Source organism: Bradyrhizobium sp. 25ACV (assembly GCF_054863005.1).
Genome location: NZ_JAVAYO010000022.1, coordinates 89,221 through 107,951 on the forward strand (window position 1 = coordinate 89,221; position 18,731 = coordinate 107,951).

General features: G+C 65.4%; 21 protein-coding genes. 7 read left to right on the plus strand and 14 right to left on the minus strand.

The features are described 5' to 3' along the window. Window positions 1-40 precede the first annotated feature (40 nt). Together RAD04_RS35050 and RAD04_RS35055 are read right to left on the minus strand one after the other, a co-directional pair. Window positions 41-595, minus strand: a complete 555-nt coding sequence (locus tag RAD04_RS35050; protein ID WP_461627422.1) for a hypothetical protein — start codon at window positions 593-595, stop codon at window positions 41-43. Next, window positions 592-1,602, minus strand: coding sequence for an alpha/beta hydrolase (locus RAD04_RS35055; protein WP_461627423.1), 1,011 nt, complete (start codon window positions 1,600-1,602; stop codon window positions 592-594). The genes RAD04_RS35050 and RAD04_RS35055 overlap by 4 nt, the downstream gene beginning before the upstream one ends. Before the next feature lie 139 nt (window positions 1,603-1,741). On the opposite strand from RAD04_RS35055, the gene xseA reads away from it, so the two are divergent. Next, window positions 1,742-3,364 carry an exodeoxyribonuclease VII large subunit gene (gene xseA / locus RAD04_RS35060; protein WP_461627424.1) on the plus strand — a complete coding sequence of 541 codons (1,623 nt, stop codon included), beginning with the start codon at window positions 1,742-1,744 and terminating at the stop codon, window positions 3,362-3,364. A gap of 197 nt (window positions 3,365-3,561) precedes the next feature. Here xseA and RAD04_RS35065 read toward each other — a convergent pair whose 3' ends face one another. After that, complete coding sequence (locus RAD04_RS35065; protein ID WP_165637439.1) at window positions 3,562-3,705, minus strand: hypothetical protein; 144 nt, start codon at window positions 3,703-3,705, stop codon at window positions 3,562-3,564. Window positions 3,706-3,974: 269 nt separating this feature from the next. After that, a complete protein-coding gene (locus tag RAD04_RS35070) occupies window positions 3,975-4,799 on the minus strand; it encodes a dienelactone hydrolase family protein (protein ID WP_461627425.1) in 825 nt (274 codons plus the stop codon). Window positions 4,800-4,989: 190 nt separating this feature from the next. On the opposite strand from RAD04_RS35070, the gene RAD04_RS35075 reads away from it, so the two are divergent. Further along, window positions 4,990-5,217 (plus strand): DUF2093 domain-containing protein, encoded by a 228-nt coding sequence (locus RAD04_RS35075; RefSeq protein ID WP_461627426.1) that lies wholly within the window; start codon window positions 4,990-4,992, stop codon window positions 5,215-5,217. A 130-nt stretch (window positions 5,218-5,347) separates the two neighbouring features. On the opposite strand, the gene RAD04_RS35080 is transcribed toward RAD04_RS35075, so the two are convergent. Continuing rightward, window positions 5,348-5,662, minus strand: coding sequence for a hypothetical protein (locus RAD04_RS35080; protein WP_461627427.1), 315 nt, complete (start codon window positions 5,660-5,662; stop codon window positions 5,348-5,350). A 505-nt stretch (window positions 5,663-6,167) separates the two neighbouring features. Between RAD04_RS35080 and RAD04_RS35085 the strand changes: the two genes are divergently transcribed. Continuing rightward, complete coding sequence (locus tag RAD04_RS35085) at window positions 6,168-6,365, plus strand: hypothetical protein (protein WP_461627428.1); 198 nt, start codon at window positions 6,168-6,170, stop codon at window positions 6,363-6,365. Between the two features lie 252 nt (window positions 6,366-6,617). On the opposite strand, the gene RAD04_RS35090 is transcribed toward RAD04_RS35085, so the two are convergent. From RAD04_RS35090 to RAD04_RS35120, 7 genes are all read right to left on the minus strand, one after another. Next, on the minus strand, window positions 6,618-6,953 hold the full coding sequence (locus tag RAD04_RS35090; RefSeq protein ID WP_018321923.1) for a GYD domain-containing protein: 336 nt from the start codon (window positions 6,951-6,953) through the stop codon (window positions 6,618-6,620). Between the two features lie 313 nt (window positions 6,954-7,266). Beyond that, on the minus strand, window positions 7,267-8,283 hold the full coding sequence (gene lpxK / locus RAD04_RS35095; protein WP_461627429.1) for a tetraacyldisaccharide 4'-kinase: 1,017 nt from the start codon (window positions 8,281-8,283) through the stop codon (window positions 7,267-7,269). Next, a complete protein-coding gene (locus RAD04_RS35100) occupies window positions 8,276-9,622 on the minus strand; it encodes a 3-deoxy-D-manno-octulosonic acid transferase (protein WP_461627430.1) in 1,347 nt (448 codons plus the stop codon). The genes lpxK and RAD04_RS35100 overlap by 8 nt, the downstream gene beginning before the upstream one ends. Continuing rightward, complete coding sequence (locus tag RAD04_RS35105) at window positions 9,585-10,304, minus strand: lysophospholipid acyltransferase family protein (RefSeq protein ID WP_018321920.1); 720 nt, start codon at window positions 10,302-10,304, stop codon at window positions 9,585-9,587. The genes RAD04_RS35100 and RAD04_RS35105 overlap by 38 nt, the downstream gene beginning before the upstream one ends. Continuing rightward, window positions 10,301-10,543: a DUF4170 domain-containing protein gene (locus tag RAD04_RS35110; RefSeq protein WP_018648410.1), complete on the minus strand. Its 243-nt coding sequence runs from the start codon at window positions 10,541-10,543 to the stop codon at window positions 10,301-10,303. The genes RAD04_RS35105 and RAD04_RS35110 overlap by 4 nt, the downstream gene beginning before the upstream one ends. A 63-nt stretch (window positions 10,544-10,606) precedes the next feature. Further along, window positions 10,607-11,425, minus strand: a complete 819-nt coding sequence (locus RAD04_RS35115; protein ID WP_461627431.1) for a 3'(2'),5'-bisphosphate nucleotidase CysQ — start codon at window positions 11,423-11,425, stop codon at window positions 10,607-10,609. After that, the gene (locus tag RAD04_RS35120; RefSeq protein ID WP_461627432.1) at window positions 11,412-12,830 is read right to left on the minus strand and encodes a TldD/PmbA family protein; all 1,419 of its coding nucleotides are present in this window, start codon (window positions 12,828-12,830) and stop codon (window positions 11,412-11,414) included. Before RAD04_RS35120 ends, RAD04_RS35115 begins: the two co-directional genes overlap by 14 nt. 265 nt (window positions 12,831-13,095) lie before the next feature. On the opposite strand from RAD04_RS35120, the gene RAD04_RS35125 reads away from it, so the two are divergent. Continuing rightward, on the plus strand, window positions 13,096-13,614 hold the full coding sequence (locus RAD04_RS35125; RefSeq protein ID WP_461627433.1) for a DUF6101 family protein: 519 nt from the start codon (window positions 13,096-13,098) through the stop codon (window positions 13,612-13,614). A 116-nt stretch (window positions 13,615-13,730) separates the two neighbouring features. Here RAD04_RS35125 and ubiA read toward each other — a convergent pair whose 3' ends face one another. Together ubiA and RAD04_RS35135 are read right to left on the minus strand one after the other, a co-directional pair. After that, window positions 13,731-14,687 (minus strand): 4-hydroxybenzoate octaprenyltransferase, encoded by a 957-nt coding sequence (gene ubiA / locus RAD04_RS35130; RefSeq protein ID WP_461627434.1) that lies wholly within the window; start codon window positions 14,685-14,687, stop codon window positions 13,731-13,733. 141 nt (window positions 14,688-14,828) lie between these two features. Then, entirely contained in the window at window positions 14,829-15,491 is a 663-nt protein-coding gene (locus RAD04_RS35135) for a hypothetical protein (RefSeq protein WP_028140105.1), read from the minus strand. Window positions 15,492-15,701: 210 nt separating this feature from the next. Here RAD04_RS35135 and RAD04_RS35140 point away from each other — a divergent pair, with 210 nt between their 5' ends. The 3 genes from RAD04_RS35140 to hisG all read left to right on the plus strand — a co-directional run bounded on the left by RAD04_RS35140 (window position 15,702) and on the right by hisG (window position 18,719). Beyond that, entirely contained in the window at window positions 15,702-16,454 is a 753-nt protein-coding gene (locus RAD04_RS35140) for a 16S rRNA (uracil(1498)-N(3))-methyltransferase (RefSeq protein WP_461627435.1), read from the plus strand. 132 nt (window positions 16,455-16,586) lie between these two features. Next, window positions 16,587-17,738, plus strand: coding sequence for an ATP phosphoribosyltransferase regulatory subunit (locus tag RAD04_RS35145; RefSeq protein ID WP_461627436.1), 1,152 nt, complete (start codon window positions 16,587-16,589; stop codon window positions 17,736-17,738). Window positions 17,739-17,741: 3 nt separating this feature from the next. Next, window positions 17,742-18,719, plus strand: coding sequence for an ATP phosphoribosyltransferase (gene hisG, locus RAD04_RS35150; protein ID WP_461627437.1), 978 nt, complete (start codon window positions 17,742-17,744; stop codon window positions 18,717-18,719). The last annotated feature ends 12 nt before the right edge of the window (window positions 18,720-18,731 follow it).

Below are 18,731 nucleotides of genomic sequence, written 5' to 3' on the forward strand. Positions count from 1 at the left end.
CTGCAGGCCGGTGGATGATGTCGTCGAGCCCGGGCATGCGCTAGATCCGCCGCATCCAGAGGCCGCCGAGGATCAGGCCGCCGCCGTTGACGAAGGCCATCCAGAGCGGGAACGCCTCGCCGATGTAGAAGAAGCCGAACAGCGTCAGCGCGGTGATGCCGAGGCCGATCGCAACGAACGCGTAGCCGAACCAGAGCCCGGCGAGTGTGTAGAACAGCATGAAATAGATCGGCCAGAACGTTCCCAACTGGCGCGGACCAAAATGACCGACGACGTTGGTGACGAGATAGCCGAACGCGAAGAACAGTGCGAATACCAGGAACAGCCTGATGCCGACGCTGGCGCCAAAGGGGTGGCTTTTCGGATCGAACACGCGAAGTGCAATCAGGCCGCCGACGCCGAGAACATCCGCAGCAACCCAGGCATAGGCCGCGTAGATCGGCCAAAGCCAGGTCACGAGATTGGCTGCGAACACCAGCACGCCCCACCAGACCGCGGCGAGGCTCGCCAGCTCATAGAGCTGCGATTGCTTCACGCGCTGGACGATATCGTCGATATCGGCCAGCGCTGCGGACGCCTCCCTGCTGTCGATCATGACTGCCCTGCCCCGCGCGTTGCCACGTCCTCGGCGATCACCGAAATCGCCTTCGGATGGGTGACGATGCCCATATGATTGATGCCGTCAATGACCTTGACGTCGACCGACGGCTTCACCGCCTGCACGGTCTGCGCATATTTGTCCGAGATCATCATCTCGTCATCAGTGCCGCCGAAGATGGTGATCGGACGCGTGGTTGCCGGCAGATCGACGCGATAGCCGCGCGTCGCGAAATTGCGCGTCAGGCGATCGGAATAGGTCGAGACGAGGTACTTCGCCGAGCTCGGCGGCACCGCCAGGGCCAGCACCGGAAGCTGCGAACAGCAGTCGATGCCGAGCTTGCGCAGCGCCGTCAGACCGAAGAAGCGCGGGACATTGAAATTGGCCCAGCCGCCCGCGTTCGGCCTGTTGGTCGGTGCGTCATAGCCGAGATAGGGCGCGAGCAGCACGGTGCGCACGAACATGTCCTGCATGATCGGCGTCGCGGCGACGCGCAGCGAGAAACCGGCGCCGGCGGAATGGCCGATCAGAGTGAGCGGCAGATCCGGCGCGGTCTTGCGAACTTCGGCAACGAAATCGACGAGATCGTCCTCGAGCTGGCCGACATAGCCGATATCGCCGCGGGTGCCGGAGCCGCCATGGCCGCGGATGTCGAGCGCCCAGGTCTCCACCCCGCGCGCGGCGATCGCGTGGGTCAGCGCATGGTTGACGGTGCCGCTGGAGCCGGACGAGCCATGGATGAAGATCGCGCCATGGCCGGTAGCGGGGCTGTTCGGCGCGTAGTGGCGATAGCCGATCCAGGTACCGTCGCGGGCCTGGAAGCGCTCCAGCGCAGGCAGGGTGGACCAGTCGATCCCCTTGGCGGAGTCGGAGACCGACCGCATCTCGGGCGGCCGCTCCAGCGGCGTTGCGATCATCGCGGTCAGGATCAGCGCCACGCCGCCGACCGCACACAGGGCCCATTTCAGACCGCTCAAAACGCCGCGCAGCAACCGGACCGCCATGACCGTTCTCCCTCAAACACATCAATCAATAGAGAACTCTATAGCATAGAGTACTCTCCCAATCAATCCCTCGATTGGCGCCGCGCGGCGAAAATCCTTAACGTCGGGTCTGACCCCAAAATGCCGAATCGTTTGCTAGATGCCGCCTGCGGAACAACTGAACAACGCGTTTGAATTCACCGTCTCCGAGCTCTCCCAATCCCTGAAGCGGACGGTGGAGGATACCTATGGCCATGTCCGGGTCCGCGGTGAGATCTCGGGGTTCCGCGGCGCCCACTCCTCCGGCCATTGCTATTTCGCGCTCAAGGACGAGAGCGCCAAGATCGAGGCGGTGATCTGGAAAGGCGTGCACGGCCGGATGCGCTTCAAGCCCCAGGAAGGGCTCGAGGTCATCGCCACCGGCAAGCTCACGACCTATCCGGGCTCCTCGAAATACCAGATCGTGATCGAGGCGCTGGAGCCGGCCGGCATCGGCGCGCTGATGGCGCTGATGGAGGAGCGCAAGAAGAAGCTCGCCGCGGAAGGGTTGTTCGACGAGGCGCGCAAGCAGCTGTTGCCGTGGTTGCCGGAGGTGATCGGCGTCGTGACCTCGCCGACCGGCGCCGTGATCCGCGACATCCTGCACCGGCTGGAGGACCGCTTTCCCCGCCGCGTGCTGGTGTGGCCGGTGAAAGTTCAGGGCGACGGCTCGGCCGAGCAGGTCGCGGCTGCCATCCGCGGCTTCAACGCGCTGCCCGAGGGCGGCAAGATTCCGCGCCCCGATGTGCTGATCGTCGCGCGCGGCGGCGGCTCGCTGGAGGACCTCTGGTCGTTCAACGAGGAGATCGTGGTGCGGGCGGCGGCCGAGAGCATGATCCCGCTGATCTCGGCGGTGGGGCACGAGACCGACATCACGCTGATCGACTTCGTCGCCGACAAGCGCGCGCCAACGCCGACGGCGGCGGCCGAGATGGCGGTGCCGGTGCGCAGCGAATTGTTCGTCGAGGTCGCCGACCTCGGCCGTCGCACCCGCGCCTATTGGCAACGCAGCCAGGAGAGCCGCCGCAGCGAGCTGCGCGCCGCCGCACGCGCGCTGCCGGCGGCCGGCGATCTGCTCGCCATTCCCAGGCAGCGGCTGGACTCGGCGGGCGCATCCCTGCCCCGCTGTCTCAAGGCCAACACGCATGCGCATTTCCGCCGGTTCACCGCCGCAAGCTCAAAGCTGACGCTGCGGGTGCTGCACGGCCAGATCTCGCAGGCCGATCATCGCCTCACCGTGTGCGGCGAACGGCTTGGCCTGTCCGCGCGCTCGCTGCTGCGACGGCGGCGCGACCGCTTTGCCGGACTCGAGGTTCGCTTGCGCGCGTCAAAGCTCTCCAATGCGCAGGCGCAGCGCAACGCGATTCTCCGCCAGCGCGAGCGCACGCATCGCCTCAGCGAGCGCGCCGGCCGCGCGCTCGTCACGTTGCTGCAGCGGTTAGAGGCCCGCGTCGAGAACAGCGGCAAGCTACTGTCCGCACTGTCCTACCGCAGCGTGCTCGCGCGCGGCTTCGCGCTGGTGCGGGATGAGGCTGGACATCCGCTGCACGCGGCGGACAGCATTGGACCCGGCGCACGCCTTGAGATCGAGTTCGCGGATGGCCGTGTCGGCGCGACCGCGGATGCGGATCGTGCAGCTCCGACGGCCAAGCGCGCGCCGGCCCACGCAAAGCCGGCCGCGCAGGAATCGAAACCCGCGCCGAAGCGCGTGGCCAAGCCGGTGGATCAGGGCAATTTGTTCTGAGGCGTGAGGCCAGCCATCTCAGCTATCCCCTCAATCCGAACTTCAGACCCGTCATCCTGAGGTGCGAGGCTTGCGATGCAGACGCATCGCAAGGTGAGCCTCGAAGGATGAACGGCCGCGATGCAGCGGGGCCGTCGCCCTTCGAGGGCCGCTGAAGGAGCGGCCACCTCAGGGTGACGGTGATGGATTGCTGTACTTCAGCGGCACGACAATCCCGCGTCGATCGTGGTCCAGAAGCCGCAATGCTCCGGCGCGCGCTGTGGGGCGCCGGCTTGGGCTTCGTACAGGAAGATCGCGACGGTGAAGACGACCAGTGCGGAAGAGAAGAGGACGATGCGCATGAGGACTGCGTTTAATCGACATCGTGGTCGAACTAAGGCGCCGTCACGTGCTGAAACCGGCGCCGCGTGCGATCCGTAGATTCCGGGTCGGCCATCAAGTCCGTGCAGGGCGGTGGTCGATGCGGGGCTGTCCGCCTGAATTTGTTCCTCGGGCGGCCCCGCTTTGAAAGACCCGTAGCCCGGATGGAGCGAAAGCGTAATCCGGGTTGGTGCCACGCGCTGCGCTGTCCCGGATTGCCCTGCGCTCCATCCGGGCTACGGCACTCCCATTACCGCGCCAGCCACAGCGCGACGTCCTTTTGCGACTCCGCGCGCGCCTCGGCATCCGTGCCGAGATGGCCGCGCTCGGGCACGGCGGCATCGTTGCTGCCGCCGGCGGCGTGCAGCGGCGTGTTGGCGCGGTCGAAATCGTGATAGGCGCCGGGATAGACCACGATGCGTGCGAGCGCGCTGCGGCCATGCGCGCCCTCGACCATCTGGCGACAGGCCGGCGGCGAGGAGACGTCATCATTGGCGCCGATCAGCACCAGGGTCGGCACCCGCGTGCTCCAGCCGAGACCGGCGGAGATCCGGCAGTCCGGATAGAACGCGATCGCGGCGCGGAAATCCGGCTCCAGGTCGCGCGCCGAGCCCTGCGGCCGCACGGCCCACAGCAGCGCGCTCGCGCCGTTGGCCCAGCCCATCAGGCTGACCCGATCGCGCGCCACCCAGGACTGCTTCATCAGCCAGGCGCGCGATGCTGCGACGTCGGTGACGCGCTCACGCCGCGCCTTGACGTGCATCTCCTTGACGCGGCATTGCGGCCCGAGCTCGCGCGAGCCGTAGCTGTCGGGCAATAACACGGCATTGCCCGCCCTGAGCAGGCGCTCGGCCCAATCGCGGTAGCGCGGCAGCACGGGATCGGAATGACTGCTGAGGCCGTCGCAACCGTGCAGCGCGACCACGGCCGGAAACGGCCCCGGACCTTCAGGCTTGTAGAGCTGCGCGTGCAGCACGCCGGACGCCAGCGGAATGTCGACCGGCTGCGGCGCCGGCGCGGCACGCGCGGCCGACATCAGCAGCATCAGGAACAGGGTGGTCAGTCGAAGGCGCATCGGACTCTGCCACAGGAGATGCCGGAACCAGCGATCCTTCGCCCAAGCACTATCACGCGGAAACGGCGGCAAAACATCACAAACCGGTGGGTTTACCGGGCGGACAAGCCACCCTATCTATGCTACATCCCGTCCAACACATCGTGCCCTCCAGTTTCCACGGAGCGGCCTTCCACGGAGACTTTCGACCGTGCTGAACAAGTTCGGCCCCTCGGGCCATGGCGAAGCGCAGGTGCAATATCTCGACGGCGACTTCCGCGTGATCTCGCCGGGGACCTACGTGCGCTGTGGCATCACCGACACGCGGATTCCGCTCGACGAGCTGAAGTACTGGAGCGTGGATTTGCAGGAGGCCTACGCCACACCCGCCGCCGTGCTGCAGCGGCATTTCCCCGGCGCGCCGAAACCGCAGCAATGAGCTTTCCGCTCCCGTAGGGTGGGCAAAGGCGCAAAGCGCCGTGCCCACCATCTCTCCATGATCGCGATGGACAAGGTGGGCACGCGTTGCTTTGCCCAGCCTACGAGACCGAACGCTTGGCATGGTTCGGCTATTGGGGCTCGGGAGCATCGCCGCCCACGCAAGTCTTGATAAAACTCTTCCTGGCTTCGCCGACGACCTTCTGGTCGATCGCCTGCTTCAGGCAATCGAGCCGCGCCTGCGCCATGCAGAGCTGCAGCTGGTCGCGCTTGTCCTGACCTTTCAGGCTCGCCGTCGTGGCCAGACACGTGACGCGCTTGGTCGCGGGAACCGGCACGGTGCTGCTTGGCGCAGCGGGAGCTGCCGCAGGCGGCGTTTGCGCGAATGCGGGGGCAACGATCAGACACACAAGGCTGGCGGTAACGGTCGCAGACGGCAGTTTCATCGAGTTCTCCTGATCGTCGGGAACCGATAGGCGTTTTGCGATGAATGTCGCCTGAATGGCAGGCTGCTGCAGGTTGGGCAAAGCGCAGCAGTGCGGCGTGGCACGAGCGGTGCAGCTTTTGCGCATCATCGGGAGGAGACGATGTCCGCATGCAGCTGAACTGCGAGTCTCGGAGAGAAAAATATCTCCGCCGTGTCGATACGCGTTGCATCGACGAGTGCTTGCACTCCGTGGTTAGTCATTTCGCGCTGTGGTTGGATTCTTTGTTGCGATCCGGCGCCCTTAAGTTGTTTGACGAAGTCTTGTTGAAACAGAGAGCTGCTACAGTGTTCGTTAGGTAATTAGCCCTGTTCTTTTTATCGCACAGACAATCAAGTCAACCAAACGGCCATCGAGCTTTGGAATTGGCGAAGTCTGTGAACGGGCTCATAGCGAAGAGCCATCTGGCGGGCTACCATCACCTCGAAAATTTACGGTGGAATATCTGTAAATCGAAAGTCAAACGATGGGGGTGATCATGCCCACCATATTGGACCTGCTCTATCGTGAATATTGCCGTGCCCGTCTCGCTGAGATGCGCAAACAACTTCTGATCGCAGCTGAACGCGCCGAAGCTTTCGAAGCGCTTCATCATCCTGCGGATCAGCTTGACGATGAGAGGACGGACGCGCATCGCAAGACCGGTCTCGGCCTGCCGCATTGACGTGGCCCGCGACCGGCGATCTCTCCCGCGTAGCAGTGACCAAGCAATTGGCAACAGTTTGGGAGTGAGCAATGAATACACCCGAATGCTATACCGTCGTGGTGGCCTGCGTCTCGTGCCTGACCATTGTTGGATTGATGGCCGTTGGGGCGTGGTGAGCACGACTGATTGCTGAACTGCGATACAGGTCAAGAACGGGAATCCAGAGCTTCGGTTCTGATTCAATTAGAACCGAAGCTTCAGGTCCGGATGTCAGCTTCCGGGCGGGGTATACGAAGAACGCAGCTTCGCCGCGTTCTGGCGGACCTGCTTGATCTCGTCCTGCGTGAACAACCTGGTCAGTTTCACATTCTGCAGGGTGCCGGCGGTGACGGTCAGGCCGGAAATGGCCGGCGCCGCACCCGGATCAGGCACATCGAAAATCACCAAAACGCCTGGGCCGTCGGCCGCAACGCTGTACATCGAAAGCAGCTTTCCGCCGGCCGCTTCGATGAGCTTTCGTGCCGCCTCCTGGCGATCGGTCGTGGGATTCTCCAAAATGGCATTGAGAGCGCGTGGTGTGTACTGTCCGGTGAGGCAAAAATGCATGGCATGTTCTCCTCTGGGTTTCTGGCAATGATTCTCCCTGCCGTTCCGAATTGATCGTAACGGCCGCTGCATCTGAAATGACGAAGGTACTGCCCGCCGTGGGCATAAACGCCGCCGATGATTTCCGGGAGTTCGGCACGTCCCGGTGACGGCTCTCATGGAAGGCTACATCAACTCCCGAACGTGCGGAAGAGAATTCATCCGCCGCGACATGTCGCCCGATCAGTTGTCGAATACCGCATGGCGATGGATGAATTGTTTTTCCATCCTTTGCTCTTTGGCTACCGCGGACGAGCTTGCCCACCCAACGAGATCAGCGCCTGCTGAACCGCCGCTCGCGCGCCTTGTAGAGATGATCGCTGATCAATTGCCGGAGCGCTGCCGGATCATCGAATTCGAGCTGCACAGCGAACGGCACGATGCTATCAGGCACGCCTTCACGGCCGCGGAGGCGCGCGAGATCCTTTTCCGTCGTCACCAATGTGTACTGCTCGCGCTGCGCCTCCGCTGCGAGAGCTGCGATCTCGTCGTTTGAAAACATGTGATGATCGGCGAAGGCACGCGTGCGCGCGACCTCGATGCCGCAGGCGCGCAAGCTGCGGAAGAATCGTTCGGGATCGCCAATGCCCGCGAATGCGAACACCGGCTTGCCCAACAGTCTTGCGACCGACCCGGCGTCCGGCCTCAGGCGCGCACGCATCTCCGGTTTGTCGCGCTTGGCGAGCTCGGCCGCGACATCGTTGGCGGCGCGGCCGTCGCCGATCAGCACCAGCGCGTCGGTGCGCGCGAGTTGCGCCTTCAGCGGCGCGCGCAGCGGGCCGGCAGGAAATACCTTGCCGTTGCCGAGGCCGCGTTCGCTATCGATCACGATCAGCGAGGTGTCCTTGACCAGGCGCGGGTTCTGAAAGCCATCGTCCATCAGGACCACGGTGGCGCCTTGCGATTTGGCGAGCGCGACACCCTCGAGGCGGTCACGCGCGACCGCGACCGGGACATCGCGCGCCATCATCAAGGGCTCGTCGCCGATGTCGGAAGCGGTGTGGCGTGCGCGGTCGACCATGACCGGGCCCTGCAGCCGTCCGCCATAGCCGCGACTGAGCACCACCGCCGTCTCGCCGAGCTCGCGCAGAAGCTTCGTCAGCGCCAGCACGGTCGGCGTCTTGCCGGCGCCGCCGACATGGTAGTTGCCGACGCAGATCACGGGGATGCCGGCATCCACGCCTTTGCGCAGCATGCGCCGTTCGGTGATCGCGCCGTAGAGCGCTCCGAGCGGCCATAACGCGTACGACTGGAGAGAACGTGGCCGGTACCAGAAGGCCGGCTCACGCATTGGCGGCTCCCATCTCGATCCGCAGCTGCAGCAGATACGGCTCGAGCGCGATCATGGTGCGATCGAGTGCGCCGCCGAGCTCCTCGACCACGCCGCTGCCTGCGCGCTGCATCTTGTCGCGCAAGGTGGGATCGGCCAGCAGCTGGCCGAGCTGCTTGACCAGCGCCTCCGGCGTGTCAGCCTGGCGCGCACCGCCGCTGCCGTCGAGCGCCTCATAGACATCGGCGAAGTTGAAGACGTGCGGACCATGCACGATCGCGGCACCGAGCTTGATCGCCTCGATCGGGTTCTGCCCGCCATGACTGATCAGCGATCCGCCCATGAACACGATCGGCGACAGCCGGTAGAACAGGCCGAGCTCGCCCATGGTGTCGGCGACATAGATGTCGGTGGTCGCGGTCGGCAGCTCCTCGCGCGAGCGCAATGCCGGCTTCAGGCCTGAGGCCGTGATCAAGCCCGCGATCGAGGAGCCGCGGTCGGGATGGCGCGGCACGATCACGGTGAGGAGCTGCGGGAAGAATCCGGACAGGCTGCGATGCGCGGCGACCAGCATCTCGTCCTCGCCCGGGTGGGTCGAGGCCGCGACGATGATGGGGCGCCCGCGCGTCATCGCCATCAGCCGTTCGAGCTTGGCGGGATCGGCCGGCGGCGCCGGCACGTCGAGCTTGAGATTGCCCGTGGTGACGACGTCGCGGCCGCCGAGAGTGGAGAAGCGTTCGGCATCGGTTTTCGACTGTGCGAGGCAGATGTCGAAACGCGACAGCAGCGCCGAGATGGTGCCGTGCATGCGGCGCCAGCGCGGGAAGGAGCGCGGCGACATCCGCCCGTTGATCAGCACCATCGGCACCCGGCGGGTAGCGCCCGCCAGGATCAGGTTCGGCCACAGATCGGATTCGATGAACAGCGCCAGCGACGGCTTCCAATGATCGAGGAAACGCGCGACGAAACGCGGCGAGTCGTACGGCACGTATTGATGAATGACGTCGGGCGGAAACCGCTTTGCCACCACGGCGGCCGAGGTGACGGTGCCCGAGGTGAGCAGGATGCGCAGATTGAGATCGCGCAACCGCTCGATCAGCCCCGCTGCGGCCAGCACCTCGCCGACACTGGCGCCGTGGATCCAGACCAGCGGACCATGCGGCCGCACGTCCCGGGACAGGCCGCGCCGCTCGCCGACGCGCGCGGGATCCTCCTTGCCCTGCTTCAGCCGCCGCTTGATTAGCGCCGGCGCAAGCGGCACCAGCCCGGAGGCCAGGCGCTGATACATCCGCAGCGTCATCGGCAACGAATTGGGCAGCGAATTAGGCATCTTCCGGTCCCGGGCGGCCGAGTTGCGCATAGGCGCGGCGGGTCGCCTCGTTCAACGTGTCTTCCAGCTCCTGCCGCAGCGCTTCCATCATGGCAGCGTCGGCATCTGCGGGAACGTGGATTTCCTTGATGCCGACCAATGCGCCCCGCCCGAATGGCAAATTGATGGTGGTGCGGTCCCAGTTCTTGAGCCGGACGAAGCGGCTGGTCGCCATCGCGAAAGGCATGATCGGCCGTCCCGATTCCCGTGCCAGCATGATGATGCCGAGCCCGGCCACGCGCGAGCGCTTGGGGACATCGGCGGTCAGCGCGACATTACAACCGGTCTGGAGCGTGCGCACCATTTCCTTGAAGGCGCCGACCCCGCCCTTGCGGTGAAAGGCACCGCCGTGATCGCCGGAACCGCGGATGGTGCCGATGCCGAGCCGCTCGGCGGCGATCGCATTGAACTCGCCGTCGCGGTGGCGGGAGATCAGGACCTTGGCGCGATAGGAAGCCTTGTTCTGGTTCTTGATGAAGGGCGTGAGGAAATGCTGGCCGTGCCAGAACGCGAAGATCGCAGGGAGCTGCGGCTCAACCTGCGCATAGACGTCGGGCGGATCCAACGTGAATTTGTTGGTCCGCCAGACCAGACGCAGATATTCGGCCGCCAGGACCCCGACGGCACGCTGAACGAAGCTGCTTCGCAGCGTATTGCGAAGCAGTTTTTTCAACGCGCCGGTTCTTGATTCGGGTCGAGCAACCGGTGGAGGTGGACGATGAAATAGCGCATCTGCGCGTTGTCGACCGTGCTCTGCGCCTTGGCCCGCCAGGCGGCGTGGGCGGTCGCATAATTCGGATAGAGGCCGACGATCTCGACATCGTCGAGGTTCTTGAAGGTGTTGTGCTCGAGATCGACGAGCTCACCGCCGATGACGAGGTGAAGCAGTTGTTGCGGGGCACTATCTGGCATGAGTTCTGTTCCTAACGGGCTGCCCGGCAAAAGCAGTGTTCGACGAGCACGACGAAAAGCGCTTTAGGCCAAGGGACGGTTTCGAAAATGCGCGACAATGCCCGCATGACGATCGCGTCCCGCTGCCACCAGCACCCCGTGCGCCACTTCCCGGCGGTTATAGAGGATGGGTTCTCCGGAGAGGTCGCTCATCCTACCATCGGCTTCCTGCACGATCAAATCGGCCGCCGCAAGGTCCCAATCATGGCTGTTGCCCCCCGCAAAAGCCGCATCCAGCGCGCCATGGGCGACCCGGCACAGGCGCAGCGCGAGCGAGCCGATTCGCGGATGCAGCTTGATCTCGCCGCCCGAGCTGTTCAGCCGCTCGACCATCGGTTTCGGGCCGGCGACACGGGAGAAATCGAGCGCGGATCCGGGCGAAGCCTGCACGGCAACGCCGTTGAGCGTGGTGCCCTGACCGCGTGCGGCGAAGAAGAACTCGTCGCTCGTCGGCGCGAACACCGCGGCCAGCACCGGCGCGGCATCCTCGACCAGCGCGACGCTGACGCACCAATCGTCGTGGCCGTTGAGGTAGTTGCGCGTGCCGTCGATGGGATCGACGATCCAGGTCAGCCGCCGCGACAGCCGGGCCACATCGTCGGCGCTCTCCTCAGAGAGCCAGCCATAATCCGGCGTCGCACTGCGCAGGCGCGCTTCGAGCAAATCGTTGACGGCGATGTCGGCTTCGGACACCGGCGAGGATGCGCCCTTGGTCCACTTCTTCAGTTCGGTACGGAACATCGACTGCGCCAGTGCACCCGCCTCGCGCACCGTGTCCTGCAGCAGCGCCGCATCGCGCGTCAGGATGGTTTCGCCCGGGGCGTTCGCCTCAACGTCCGCCAAGCGTCAATCCCTCGATGCGCACCGTCGGCGCATTGATGCCGTAGCGGAACTCGAGATTGTTCGCGGGCTGCATCGACTTGAAGATCTCGAACAGGTGCCCCGCGATCGTCACCTCGCTGACGGGATAGGTGATTTCGCCGTTCTCGATCCAGAAGCCGGAGGCGCCGCGGCTGTAATCGCCGGTGACGCCGTTCACGCCGGAGCCGATCAGATCGGTGACGTAGAAACCCTGCTTGATGTCGGCGATCAGCTCGGCCGGCGTCGGTGTGCCGGGCTCGAGATGCAGATTGTACGGCCCGGGCGAAGGCGATGAGGAGACGCCGCGATGGGCGTGGCCAGTAGTGGCAAGGCCGAGCTCGCGCGCGGTGGCGCAGTCGAGCAGCCAGGTCGTCAGCACGCCTTCGTCGATCAGCGCGATCTTCTTCACGGCAACGCCTTCGGCGTCGAATGTCTGCGAGCGCAGGCCGCGCTTGCGCAGGGGATCGTCGATGATGCGGATGTTCTTCGCAAACAGCTGCTGGCCGAGCTTGTCCTTGAGGAAGCTGGTCTTGCGCGCGATCGAGGCGCCGTTGATGGCGCCAACGACATGGCCGACCAGCGAGCCGGCGACGCGCGGATCGAACACGACAGGCACCTTGCAGGTCTCGACCTTGCGCGGATTGGCGCGCGCCACGGTGCGCTCGCCGGCGGAACGGCCGACGATCTCCGGCGACAACAGGTCGGCGCCATGCGGCGCCGAGGTGAAGTCGTAATCGCGCTCCATGCCGGTGCCTTCGCCCGAGATGGCGGTGGCCGAGATGCCCTGGCTGGAGCGCAAATAGGAGCCGTGGAAGCCGGTCGAGGTGACCAGCACCATGCCGCCCATGCCCGCGGACGCCGAGGCGCCGCCGGATTTGGTGACGCCCTTCACGGCGAGCGCGGCAGCTTCGGCCGCGAGTGCGCGGCGCTCGAGCTCGCTGGTGGCGGGCACATCGGGATCGAGCAGATCGAGATCGGGGAAGTCGCGTGCGAGCAGCGCGGGATCGGCGAGCCCGACATATTTGTCGTCGGGCGCAACGCGCGCCATCGCGACCGCGCGTTCGGCAAGCTTGGTCACGGCATCGCCGCTGACGTCGTTGGTCGAGACCACCGCCTGGCGCTGGCCGACCAGCACGCGCAGGCCGACGTCGTCACCCTCGGAGCGCTCGGATTCCTCGACGCGTCCGTCGCGCACTTCGACGCCTTGCGAGACGCCGCGCACCGCGACCGCGTCGGCCGCATCCGCGCCGGCGCGCTTGGCCGCCTCCACCAGCCGCTGCGCCAGATCCGACAAAGCGGACTGGTCGAACAGGTCTCGGCTGGCCTTTGACCCCTTGGAGGAATCCTTGGACGAAAGCGTCGAGCTTGCGGATGGTGAAGAGTTCACGAACGAAATCCTGTTGGGGCGGGGGTTCGGGACCGGAACCCACAGATGTGCCCTGATCGCGCGGACTTCAAGCATTTTCAGCCCGCCAAAAGCTCAGATTTGCGCCTTTGGCGCAACGTCTCGTCAATCATGCGCGCCAAGGTCTTGTCAATCATGAGCAGCAGTGACGGTGGGTTAACCAGCCTTTTTAAGCGGTTTCGGAAAGCCGCGCGCTAAGGTCCTCGCATCGACCGGGAACATAATCCCGGCGGGGAGAACTAAAGCCGTGAGGCGTCAAACAGCAACATGCGGGGTCGCTCCCGCCGGGTCGAGCCGCTCTCTGCGGCTCGACCCCCTTTCCCTTCCGGTCCGCTTCGATGCGCACGATCCGCGCGCCGACGGACATGTCAGGCAGATCGAGCTTCATCGCGAACGCGTCGTGCTTCGCCGTGCCGTTCGCGGCATGCAGATGGCGATCAACGTCCGCGTCAGCGACTTCACAGGCGTCGCACTGCGCGGCAATGACAAGGCGCAGGCCATCGTCCTGGTGCATCGCGATCCCTCGCTCTCCGTTCCGCTGCTCGTCGGCGCCGACGGCGACGAGCTCGTCGAGGCCTTGGCGATCTGGAGCGAGCTGTTCGCGCTTCCGCAGCTCGACGAAGGTGCGCGCAAGCCCGCAGCCCGCCGCCGCCGCGCCAATGCGATCCGCGCCCGCCGTCCGAAATTCCTGATGCGCCGCCGTGTTGCGATGGCGCGCGAGCTGTCGGTTCATCGCGAAGAACGCGAGATCATCGCGAGGAATTAAACGGCATTCACAGGTGCCGTAGGGTGGGTTAGCCGTAGGCGTAACCCACCTCTTTGCTTTCCACGCGGATAGAAGTTGGTGGATTACGCTTCGCTAATCCACCCTACGCAGTGGCGTCAGGCCGCCCGCATCACCGCGTCCACCAGCAGCCCCGCAAACAGCAGCGCCCCCGCATATTTATTCGACTTGAACAGGCGCAGACACAGCTCGGGATCGTGGATCCGCAAGCGCACGATCTGCGAGGCCAAGTGCACGGCGAAGGCGATCAGCCCGAGCCAGGCCAGCCAGCGCGCATCGCCTGAGGCCAGCGCGACGCCGATCAGCATCACCGACAGCCCGTAGAACAGGATCAGCGCCTGGTGCGTGTGCGCGCCGAACAGGCGTGCGGTGGACTTGATGCCGATCAGCGCGTCGTCATCGGCGTCCTGATGCGCGTAGATCGTGTCATAGCCGATCACCCACGAAATCGCGCCGGCATAGAGCACCATCGCGGTGACGTCGATGCGGCCGAAGGTGACGGCAAATCCCATCAGGGCGCCCCAGGAGAAGGCAAGCCCGAGCACGATCTGCGGCCACCAGGTGATGCGCTTCATGAAGGGGTAGATCGCGACGATCAGGAGCGAAGCGATGCCGGTCGCAATCGCGAAGCGGTTGAATTGCAGCAGCACGATAAGGCCGACCAGCGCCTGCACGACCATCCAAGCCAGCGCCTGCTTCGTGCTCACCTGCCCCGACGGCAGCGGCCGCGAGCGGGTGCGCTCGACCTTGTCGTCGAGATCGCGGTCGGTGATGTCGTTCCAGGTGCAGCCCGCCCCGCGCATCACGAAGGCGCCGATGAAGAACAGCAGGATGGTGAGCGGCAGTCCGCGGACGTCATGCGCCATGCCGCTCGCAAGCGCCGCCGACCACCAGCACGGCATCAACAGCAGCCAGGAGCCGATCGGACGATCGAAGCGGGACAATCGCAAATAAGGCCGCGCCCATGGCGGCGCGAGCGTTTCGACCCAGTTGCCGGTGGAATCGGCAACGCGGGCGGATGTGCTAGTGCCCAGTTTTCGAAGTTCGTATTCCATCGCGGCGTATTCCGGTACGAACTTCGAAAACTACAAGGGCACTAGCAAGAAATTATAATTCACGTGCCGCTTATCAATTTGAAGTTCCTATGAGGATCTCGCGGCAAGCACCGTAGGAACTTCAAATCGGCGGCACGTGCATCATCGGGTCAGGACGTTGCCGTTGAGCGTGTCGAAGGTGCTGCCGCCCTTCTTGCCGGCATTGGCCTCAGGCGCCGAGCCTGAACCGAGCACCTCGCTCAGCGACGGGCCGGCCGGACCGCGCGGCTGGTTCTGCATCTGCTGCGCGACGTTGCAGACCTTCGTCGCCATGGCCTCGGTATTCTTGTGACCGTCCTTCATCTGCGCGCCGATCTGCGCCGGGATTCCGCATTTGGCGGCGTGGGACTCGATGTACTTGATCATCTTGGTCTCAGCCTGGCTGAAATTGCGGATCAGCTTGCAGGCTTCGTCCGGCGGCGCATGACGGTCGCTCGCGGCCTTGATCAGCTTGCCGCGCTTCTCGGCTTCCTCGCGCAGAGGAATGAAAGCCTTCATGCAGTCCTCGCCGGGGCCGCCCTGGGTCGGCGGGGCCGCGCTGAACGCGCCAGCGCCGCCGACGGGCGCGGCGCCATTCACGGGAAAGGACGATTGCGGTGCCGTGCCGACCGAAGCGGTCGGCGCCGAGCCGTTCACCGGGGGAAACGCGGAACTGGTGGCGGCCTGGTTCGGCAGCGGCGCCGGGAAGGCGCTTTGCGCATAGGCGCCCGCGGTGCTCAGGGTGACCATGGCGGCAGTGATCGGAACCATCAAATGACGGATCATCAGGATAGTCTCTCCGGCAGGAGCTACGGGGTCCAGCGTCTTCCCAATTGAAGCGCAACCAGCGTGTTCGCGTTTTTACGATTCCCGCCGGCGCTTAACAACCCGTTGAATAGGGCAAGAGCGCGGCGCGGGGACGCACCATTTCGGCAATATTTACCCCCGGAATGGCTGCTTTCGGTTAAGAACGGCCCCAAATCGGACCCCTGAACGATGCCCTCCCACGATTTTCGCGCTCCCCGCCTGTTCGTCGACGCTCCTCTTGCCCAGGACGCCAGGATCCCGCTCGACCGCGACCAGAGCAATTATCTCGGCAATGTGCTGCGGCTTGCCGCCGGGGCCGAGGTTCTGGCCTTCAACGGCCGCGACGGCGAGTGGCAGGCCGCCATCGAAGGCCGCAAGCGGCCGGACGGCCTCGTGATCCTGCAGCAGACCCGGCCCCAGGACGGGCTGCCTGACGTCGCCTACGTTTTCGCCCCGCTCAAGCATGCCCGGCTGGATTACATGGTCCAGAAGGCCATCGAGATGGGCGCCGCCGCGCTTCATCCGGTCCTGACCCGGTTCACCCAGGCCTCCCGGGTCAACACCGAGCGGATGCGCGCCAATGTGGTCGAGGCGGCCGAGCAATGCGGCATTCTGAGCATCGCCACGGTCACCGAGCCGGTGCCGCTGGAGCGGTATCTCAGTCAGCGCCCTGCGGGCCGCCTGCTGATCTTCTGCGACGAGGCGGCGGAGGTGCAAAACCCCGTTCAAAGCCTGCAGAACGCCCGCGAGGCCGGACAGGGGATCGACGTGCTGATCGGCCCCGAAGGCGGCTTTGCCGAGGAAGAACGGGCCCTGCTGCTGCGGCAGCCCAAGATCCTCCGGCTGGCGCTCGGCCCGCGGATCATGCGGGCCGATACCGCCGCCGTGGCCGCCCTGGCGCTGGTACAGGGGGTGCTGGGCGATTGGGGCAATGCCAGCTGATCCCGGCGTTGCCCGCCTGTTAAGCGATTGATCCTTTGGAGGTCGAAACCGCTTTCGGGCCATGCTAAGGGCTGCGCAATTCCCGTCCTTCCCCTTGCCTGCCCGGTTCCACCGGGACGATGGACCTCTGTTATGACCGCGACTGCCACCTCAAATGCTGCCGGCTCCGCCGCCTGGGCGGATACGCTGCTGTTGTCGTTCGCGCAGGCCGGTTACGTCAGGGCCGAGCCCGCCATCCTGCAGCCGGCCGAGCCGTTCCTGGACCTCTCCGGCGAGGACATCCGCAAGAGCCTGTACCTGACCACGGACCTCTCCGGCGAGGAACTGTGCCTGCGCCCGGACCTGACCATTCCCGTGGCGCGCGATTACCTGAGCTCCGGTCGTGCCGGCCAGCCGGCCGGGTTCAGCTATCTCGGCCCGGTGTTCCGCTACCGCAGCGGCCAGGCCAGCGAATTCCTGCAGGCCGGCATCGAATCGTTCGGCCGCCAGGACCGCGCCGCGGCCGACGCCGAGACGTTGGCGCTCGGGCTCGAAGCGACCGCGGCGTTCGGTGTCCGCGACGTCGAGATCCGCACCGGCGACGTGGCGCTGTTCAACGCGCTGCTCGATGCGCTCGACCTCTATCCGGTCTGGCGCCGCCGCCTGGTCAAGGACTTCAACCGCAAGATCAGCCTGGAAAAGGATCTGGAAAGGCTGGCGGCCGCGACCACCGCGACCCGCAGCGAATATGAGGGCGTGCTCGCCGCCCTCGCCGGCTCCGACCGCAAGGCGGCGCTCGCCTTCGTCACCGATCTGATGTCGATCGCCGGCACCACCAATGTCGGGGGACGCACCACGGCCGAGATCGCCGATCGCTTCCTCGAGCAATCGACGCTGAAGGGCGGCGCGCTGCCGCGCGAGGCGATTGCCGTGCTCAAGCGCTTCCTGACGATCGCAGGCAATCCGGACGAGGCCATCGCCGAACTGCGCGCGCTCACTGCCGACGCCAAGCTCGACCTTACGGCTGCGATCGACCAGTTCGAGAGCCGGGTCGGCTTCATGGCGGCGCGTGGCATCGACGTGAAGCAGACGCGCTTCTCGACCGCGTTCGGGCGCGGCCTCGACTATTACACCGGCTTCGAATTCGAGCTGCATCACCGGGGCAACGGCGCCGAGCCGCTGGTCGCCGGCGGCCGCTATGACGGGCTGATGACCCAGCTGGGATCGACTGAACCGATCCCCGCGGTCGGCTTCTCGGTCTGGGTGGATGCGCTGACGAAGATCGGCCGCAAGGTGGGAGCTTAAGCCATGAGCGCGCCATTCGTTCTGGCCGTTCCCTCCAAGGGCCGCCTTCAGGAAAACACCGAGGCCTTCTTCGCCCGTGCCGGCCTCAAGCTATCGAAGGCCGGCGGCGCCCGCGACTATCGCGGCACGCTTGCAGGCCTCGACCATGTCGAGGTCGCCTATCTCTCGGCGAGCGAGATCGCCTCGCAACTGTCGCGCGGCTTTGCGCATCTCGGCGTTACCGGGGAAGACCTGGTGCACGAGAACATCGCGGACGCCGACAAGCGCGTGTCGCTGATCGATGGGCTCGGCTTCGGCTATGCCGACGTCGTCGTCGCGGTGCCGCAGGCCTGGATCGATGTTCGCACCATGGCCGACCTCGACGACGTCACCACCGGCTTCCGCGAGCAGCATCACATGCGGATGCGGGTCGCGACCAAGTTCGTCAACCTCACCCGCGCCTTCTTCCAGAACCACGGCATCACCGATTACCGCATCGTTGAAAGTAGCGGCGCGACCGAAGGCGCGCCGGCCGCCGGCAGTGCCGAGCTGATCGTCGACATCACCACGACGGGCGCGACGCTCGCCGCCAACGGCTTGCGGGTGCTCGACGACGGCGTGATCCTGCGCAGCCAGGCCAATCTGGTCGCCTCGAAAGAGGCCGACTGGACGCCGCAGGCGCGGGAGACCGCGCGCGTCATCCTCGATCACATCGCAGCAAGGTCGCGGGCCAACAAGTATCGCGAGGTCCGCACCCGCTTCCGGCAATGCGACGCCGCCCTGCTCGGCGAAGCCCATAGCCGGTACGGCGTCGAAGCCCCGTTCGGCGGACCGACCTCGTCGGGCATGCTGACGCTGCACTGCCCGCCGGGACAGCTCTATGCGCTGGCAAGCTTCCTGCGGGAGCATGGCGCCGAAACCGTCTCGGTGGTTTCGCTCGACTACGTGTTCGACCGGGAGAACCCGCTGTTCGCCAAGCTGGAGGCGTTCCTGCGGCAGTGAGCCTCAGGTCCG